Raw genomic sequence first — 5,916 nt, forward strand, 5'->3', positions numbered from 1 at the left:
AGGCTGTGACCGGTACCGGTCACAGCCTCCCCTGAACTCTGTCCTTCTCTAATGAACTCTGTCCTTCACAAAACGCGCTTTTTATTACTTTACTCCGAAATGCTCAAACAGTACCTTCTCAGCCTCTGCACACCAGAGTCCTTTATGCGCTTTACAGCACTCATCCAGCTTCTTAAACAGCGGCTCCCTCTCTCCCAGCTTCGCAAAATCATCGATAGCGGTCAAAGGCATATCGAACTGGGTATAAGTCAGTTTTTTGCCTCCCGGAATAGACGGCAGATTCTTCGTTGCCTCTGCAATGCTGTCGATTCCGCCCACATGAGTTACCATAACAGCCGGTTCGATTGCTCCCCTGGCCGAAAGCTCATTGGCCTCGATCAGGTCATCTGTATTTCCCCCTGTTGTTCCCATGATATGCGTGCTTGTGTAGTGACAGTTATAGAGGTTGATTTCCGCCTTAAACTGGCTGTCGGTCGGCCCTGCAAAGAAGTTCATGCAGCCGTCAAATGCCAGCAGCTTATCTCCCATCTCCGCAACCTGCCTGATTGGGGCATAGACAAATACGTCGTCGTATCCGTGAGCCTGTGTAATGGCCATCAGCTCCGCAATCGGATCCGCCATCCCGGCAGTATTTACATAGTGCAGCTCCACGCCCATTTCTTTGGCATGCTCCTCGGAAATCACTTCCCTTGCACGGTTAATTCTGTCTTCATTTACATCGGTCACTACAATTCGCTTCGGTTTATTTTCAAACTGTATGCCATAGCTTACCGCTCCGAGTCCCATCGGTCCGCAGCCTCCCATAATCAGGATATTACCGTCCGTTTTGGTTCCCATGGCATGCTCGTAATTTTTCTTGTTCGTATGGTAATTGGCATGGTACCCGCCGATAATACAGCTCATCGGTTCGCCGAGAGATGCCTGGAAATAGCTTTCGCCGTCATAGCTTAAAAGACAGCCCATCTCCATTACCTCATGAGGAATGATGCAGTATGTGGCGGCTCCGCCGCAGAACTCATAAGAATATCCCGGTGAGTCCAGCTTGCCCTGGTAATTGATAGCCGGCTGGATCGAAAATTTCTGTCCCGGTTTAAACTGATCCTGCCACTTTTTTCCCACCTGCACGATGTCACCGGCAAATTCGTGTCCGACGATAATCGGGTTGGTATCGATGTTCTGGGGCGCGCGCTTATGCTTTTTCCCCTGCTTAACCAGTTTGTAGGTCGACATACAGATGCTGTCGCTCATTACCTTTACAAGAATCTCATCATCCTTTATCTCCGGTAATTCAAATTCCTCTAATCTTAAGTCATCAAGTCCATACATTCTTACCGCTCTTGTTTTCATTATTTCCAACCTCCGTTTTCATTAACTAAAATATGCTGCTTAACCCGCCTGCGCTCTTTCTCAGGCTTTCGTTGTAAATGCTGCGTAAATATCATCGGCGCTGCCCTTAATCAGTTCTTCCACTGCTTCAGGCGTTGCCATCTTTTCCGCTATTGTTGCTAAAATCTCAAGATGGTCTTCTCCCACCCCTGCGATACCGATGACCAGGTTAACCTTCTCGGTTCCCCAGTCGGTTCCCTCCGGGAATACCATCACCGCAATGCCGGAGCGCTTAATCTCTTTCTTGGCCTCTTCCACTCCATGGGGGAGAGCAATTCCGTTTCCTATATTGGTAGGGAACGACAATTCCCTTTTAATCATCGCTTCTATATAACCTTCATCCACATATCCGCTGTCGCAGAGAAGCTGTCCGACTGCGCGGATTGCATCATCTTTCGCCATCGGGCTGCAGTCCAGCCTGATGTTCTTCTTTTCTAAAAGCTCCGGTTTCTGAATTTTTTCGGTCTGTTCTTTTTTCTTTCCAAAACCAAACATTCTCTTTCCTCCTCGATATCACACAGTGCTTTATCTGATGGCCCGCGCCGGCCATTCCGGCCGAACCGCTCCAGGCTCTCTGAATTCATTATATCCTGACTGCCGGATACAATTCAACAGAAACAAAATTGCATTTGGCATCATTGGATGGTGACAAAAGCTGAAGTTTGCACGAAAATCCCGGGTTGAACGGCGCGACGCGATGAAAAGTGAACTTTTCACCACAATCAACGGCGTTTTTTGCCGTTTCTGTGCATCGCGAAACGTGTTATTATTCACAGCACGCCGCTTTTTGGCGGAGTGTGAACAATAACGTTATATTTTATCCAGATACCGGTTAAAATATTTTTTCAGATAGCGCGACAGCAGCCCCCTGATATCCTCTTCTTCTCCCGACATAATGGTGTTTAAAAATTCATCCTCCTCCACCAGCTTCTGACTCAGATAACCTAACATGGAGGCATTTTCATTCACATGCTCTTCTTCCGGCATGAGCATGATAATAGCAGCCCTGATCCCTTTCATATCAGGAGAAAGGAACTGTTTTCCTGTCTCCGGTTTAAAAACAGTAAAGACGGGCCGCGCTACGCCGGCTGTCCTTGCATGGAGAAGAGCGAAGGAAAAGTCCGGAAAGAACTGGGAGCCCATGGTTTCTCTTCTTTTTAAGGCATCTATTATCATTTTCTGCCGGTCGGCGTAGGGTGTCTGTCCCTCTCCCACCCGTACCAGCAATTCCTCAAATGTGACTGTCTCATCCGTCCTGACAAGCTGAAAGCGTTGAATCAGCGACTTGATCTGAGCCGCCATGTAATTGACTTCCTCAAGCTGCCTTGTGAACGTTTCGTCTTCCTGCCTGACTGCAGGCATATGTTCATATTCCCGCACCTTGGCTGCTATCTGCTCCATCTCCCGGGCAGTCAGCAGAGGACTCACATAGAGTATGTCAGCCGCCTCCTTAAGCTGCAGCGTGGAAACGAAGAAATCGGTCCGCTCCAGCACATAGGGCGATAAATCATTCAATCCATACGCCGTCAGGTTGATCCGGTCATTGAAAAAACGGTTGATTCTGGAGCACATCAGGCGGGAAATACCGATTCCGCTCGCACAGACCACCCCCATGTTGACTTTTCTTTTGACTTCCCTGCTGCTCTCAAGACGCACCATGGCCGCTCCGAAATGGATCGCCAGATATCCTATCTCCGGCTCCGGCACCGGATAACCGTAATGTTCTTCAATCACCTCTGCAACGCTGCGGCACCGTTCAAATATTGCCGCATAATCACGTTTTATCTGATCCAGCAGCGGATTTTCTATCTTCATATTGTTGGCCAGGCGTACCAGTGTAGGCTGCAGATGGGCCGCCAGGCCGTGTACCACAAATTCCTCATCCTGCTTTAACTGCCATGCAACAACCGGATCAAAGCGGTCGATCATCTGGTTTACCACCTCAAGCAGTTCCCTCTGGCCGCTGACTCTTGCCCTGGAATCCTCATCCAGCTCAATCTGCTGCACCTTTGCCCCCTTAATATGAAGACAGATATAGGCCGTCTCAATCTCCGGAATCTCTATCTCAAACTCTTTGCACAGCTCTTCCACAATCCTGCCCGCGAGGCAAAAATCATCATTCCCCCTGAGCGATTCCACCATGGCCTGGTTCTCTTCCAGTATTTCCTTCTTTAAAATCCTGTTGACGGCAATCGTCACATGGAGTACCAGTCCGACATACGAATTTTCCGTCAGGTTTAATAGTCTCCGGTCCTTGATCCTCTGTATACAGGCAATCACCCTAAGCAGAAGATCGTTATTTAAAATCTTATAGATATTTTTGTCATTTTTACTGCCCACCAGTTCAAACAGAGCCTGATCCTTTTCTTCATAGATATCCCTGATAAAATGCGTATCTATATTCTCATCGATAAAAGCCCTGAGGGCAAGACGGAAATCTTTTTCCCTGCCCTCTATGGAAATTCCGTAGCCCGGTTTCCTGATGATTTTCAGGTTAAAAGGCTCGAACCATTCCTCTGCCGCCTCCAGATCCGCGCTGATTGTAGCCTCGCTTACGCCAAAAAGCTCGCTGTAATAATACAGCTTTTTCAATGTTTTGTCCTTCAATATCTCCAGTATCAGCCTCTTACGCCGTTCCGGACGGTCGGAAGCATCCAGGGTATCTTTTTCACTGAGATGGCGCAAAAGCCTGTCCCGGTCCTCCCGGGCCCCTTCCAGCCATACGCCTGTCCCGGTTTTGGAACAGAACTCCACATGATATTCCTTCAGGGCCCTGCCCAGATATTCCAGTTCCCTCTGAACCGTGCGTTTGCTCAGATTCATCCGTTCCGCCAGGTTTTTGACAGATATGACCTTGTCCTCATTCAGCATAATTAAAAGTATCTGCTGCATTCTCGGTGTAAAATCCATATCAATACCGTTCCCTCTCCCACGCTCTCTGCCTCATCTTGTCCGGCGGCCCCTCACCGTGAGGATTTATGCCGCCAATCGATAGAAAGACAGAACCGGGGCATGGATGGCATGCCCTGTTTCTGTCTTAACTATATTCTATCCGTATCCGGATTACAAGAATCTTTATGCCCCGCCGGCCTTATCTGCCTGATAATTCTTTAATCAGTTCATCATATTCCGGCGCTGCCAGGAAATTGGTAATCAGAACCAGCCGCGCATTCGGGTTGCTGTGGCCTGCCCTCTCTCCCAGCTCCTGATGCGTCACCACAATCTGCGCGTCGGATGGGATGGATGATACGGGGGAATGCATAACCTCAATACCGCCAAGTCCCGCAGCCGTCAGTTTTTTCTTAAGGACAGTGGCTCCCATTGCGCTGGAGCCCATTCCGGCGTCGCATGCAAATACGATTTTCCTGATGTCCTTCGTATCAACTGCCACTGCTTTCTTCTCATCAGCGATGCCCTTTGCCGCATTCTTCATCTCTTTCATTCTGTTCTTTGAGCTTTCGAGATCTTCATCCTTTGCGGCGAATTTGAGAATCGGCATGGAAATGAAGAAGGATACCGCCGTGGCTACCAGAACCCCGAGTATAACCGGAAGATAACCTCCTCTCGGCGTCATGCCCAGGATTGCAATAATACTTCCCGGTGAAGCCGGCGCCGAAAGGCCTGCGCCAAACATCTGCTCTACGAAGATACCGCTGGCTCCGCCTGCAATGACTGAGAGAAGCAGGAGCGGGTTCATCAGGATATATGGAAAATAAATTTCATGGATACCGCCGAGGAAATGGATAATGACAGCGCCCGGCGCTGAGCTTTTAGCCGATCCTTTTCCCGCAAGGCAGTATGCCAGCAGTACGCCGAGTCCCGGTCCGGGATTGGCTTCAAGCAGGAAGAAAATTGATTTTCCGGTCTCTTCCACCTGCTGGATTCCCATCGGTGAGAAAATTCCATGGTTAATCGCATTGTTTAAAAACAGAACCTTTGCCGGTTCAATAAAAATACTTGCCATCGGAAGCAGTTTATTGTCCACGAAGAAACCAACGCCTGCCCTCATCGCCTCGTTTAATGACTCAACAAGTGGTGTGACTCCCTTCAGTGTGAGCAGTGTCAGAACAGCGCCGAGAATGCCGAGTGAAAAATTATTGACAAGCATCTCAAAGCCTGCAGGAATCTTCCCTTCCAACAGCCGGTCGAATTTCTTCATAACCCAGGCCGCCAGCGGACCTACGATCATCGCGCCGATAAACATCGGGATGTCGGAACCTACGATTACGCCCATTGTTGCAATAGCGCCGATTACACCGCCTCTCTGGCCGTGAATGGCAGCGCCGCCCGTATAGGCAATCAGCAGCGGCAGAAGCACGGTTGACATCGGCGATACGAGTGCCGCAAGACTTTCATTGGGCCACCAGCCCGTCGGGATGAATAACGCGGTAATCAGCCCCCATGCAATAAATGCACCGATATTCGGCATAACCATTCCGCTTAAAAACCGTCCGAATAATTGAACTTTTTCTTTCATACATTTACCCTCTTTCCACTTTTAGGTAGTGTCAAGTTTCACTACCTGTTTTA

General features: G+C 49.1%; 4 protein-coding genes. All 4 read right to left on the reverse strand.

Translation table 11 applies throughout. From position 1 onward, the window contains the following. Positions 1 to 84: 84 nt before the first annotated feature. The 4 genes from CLOSYM_RS05125 to CLOSYM_RS05140 all read right to left on the reverse strand — a co-directional run bounded on the left by CLOSYM_RS05125 (position 85) and on the right by CLOSYM_RS05140 (position 5,863). Complete coding sequence (locus CLOSYM_RS05125) at positions 85 to 1,347, reverse strand: zinc-binding dehydrogenase (RefSeq protein WP_021641234.1); 1,263 nt, start codon at positions 1,345 to 1,347, stop codon at positions 85 to 87. A 60-nt stretch (positions 1,348 to 1,407) separates the two neighbouring features. Further along, the gene (locus tag CLOSYM_RS05130) at positions 1,408 to 1,881 is read right to left on the reverse strand and encodes a PTS mannitol transporter subunit IIA (RefSeq protein ID WP_021641235.1); all 474 of its coding nucleotides are present in this window, start codon (positions 1,879 to 1,881) and stop codon (positions 1,408 to 1,410) included. A 315-nt stretch (positions 1,882 to 2,196) separates the two neighbouring features. Then, positions 2,197 to 4,296 (reverse strand): BglG family transcription antiterminator, encoded by a 2,100-nt coding sequence (locus CLOSYM_RS05135; RefSeq protein ID WP_021641237.1) that lies wholly within the window; start codon positions 4,294 to 4,296, stop codon positions 2,197 to 2,199. Positions 4,297 to 4,477: 181 nt separating this feature from the next. Continuing rightward, positions 4,478 to 5,863, reverse strand: coding sequence for a PTS mannitol transporter subunit IIBC (locus CLOSYM_RS05140; protein WP_003509242.1), 1,386 nt, complete (start codon positions 5,861 to 5,863; stop codon positions 4,478 to 4,480). Positions 5,864 to 5,916 lie beyond the last annotated feature (53 nt).

The organism is [Clostridium] symbiosum ATCC 14940 (assembly GCF_000466485.1).
Taxonomy (GTDB): domain Bacteria; phylum Bacillota; class Clostridia; order Lachnospirales; family Lachnospiraceae; genus Otoolea; species Otoolea symbiosa.

Bases quoted from the DNA above. Each gene is read 5' to 3' on its own strand.
- CLOSYM_RS05125 (WP_021641234.1), bottom strand. From the start codon at position 1,347: ATGAAAACAAGAGCGGTAAGAATGTATGGACTTGATGACTTAAGATTA.
- CLOSYM_RS05130 (WP_021641235.1), bottom strand. From the start codon at position 1,881: ATGTTTGGTTTTGGAAAGAAAAAAGAACAGACCGAAAAAATTCAGAAA.
- CLOSYM_RS05135 (WP_021641237.1), bottom strand. From the start codon at position 4,296: ATGGATTTTACACCGAGAATGCAGCAGATACTTTTAATTATGCTGAAT.
- CLOSYM_RS05140 (WP_003509242.1), bottom strand. From the start codon at position 5,863: ATGAAAGAAAAAGTTCAATTATTCGGACGGTTTTTAAGCGGAATGGTT.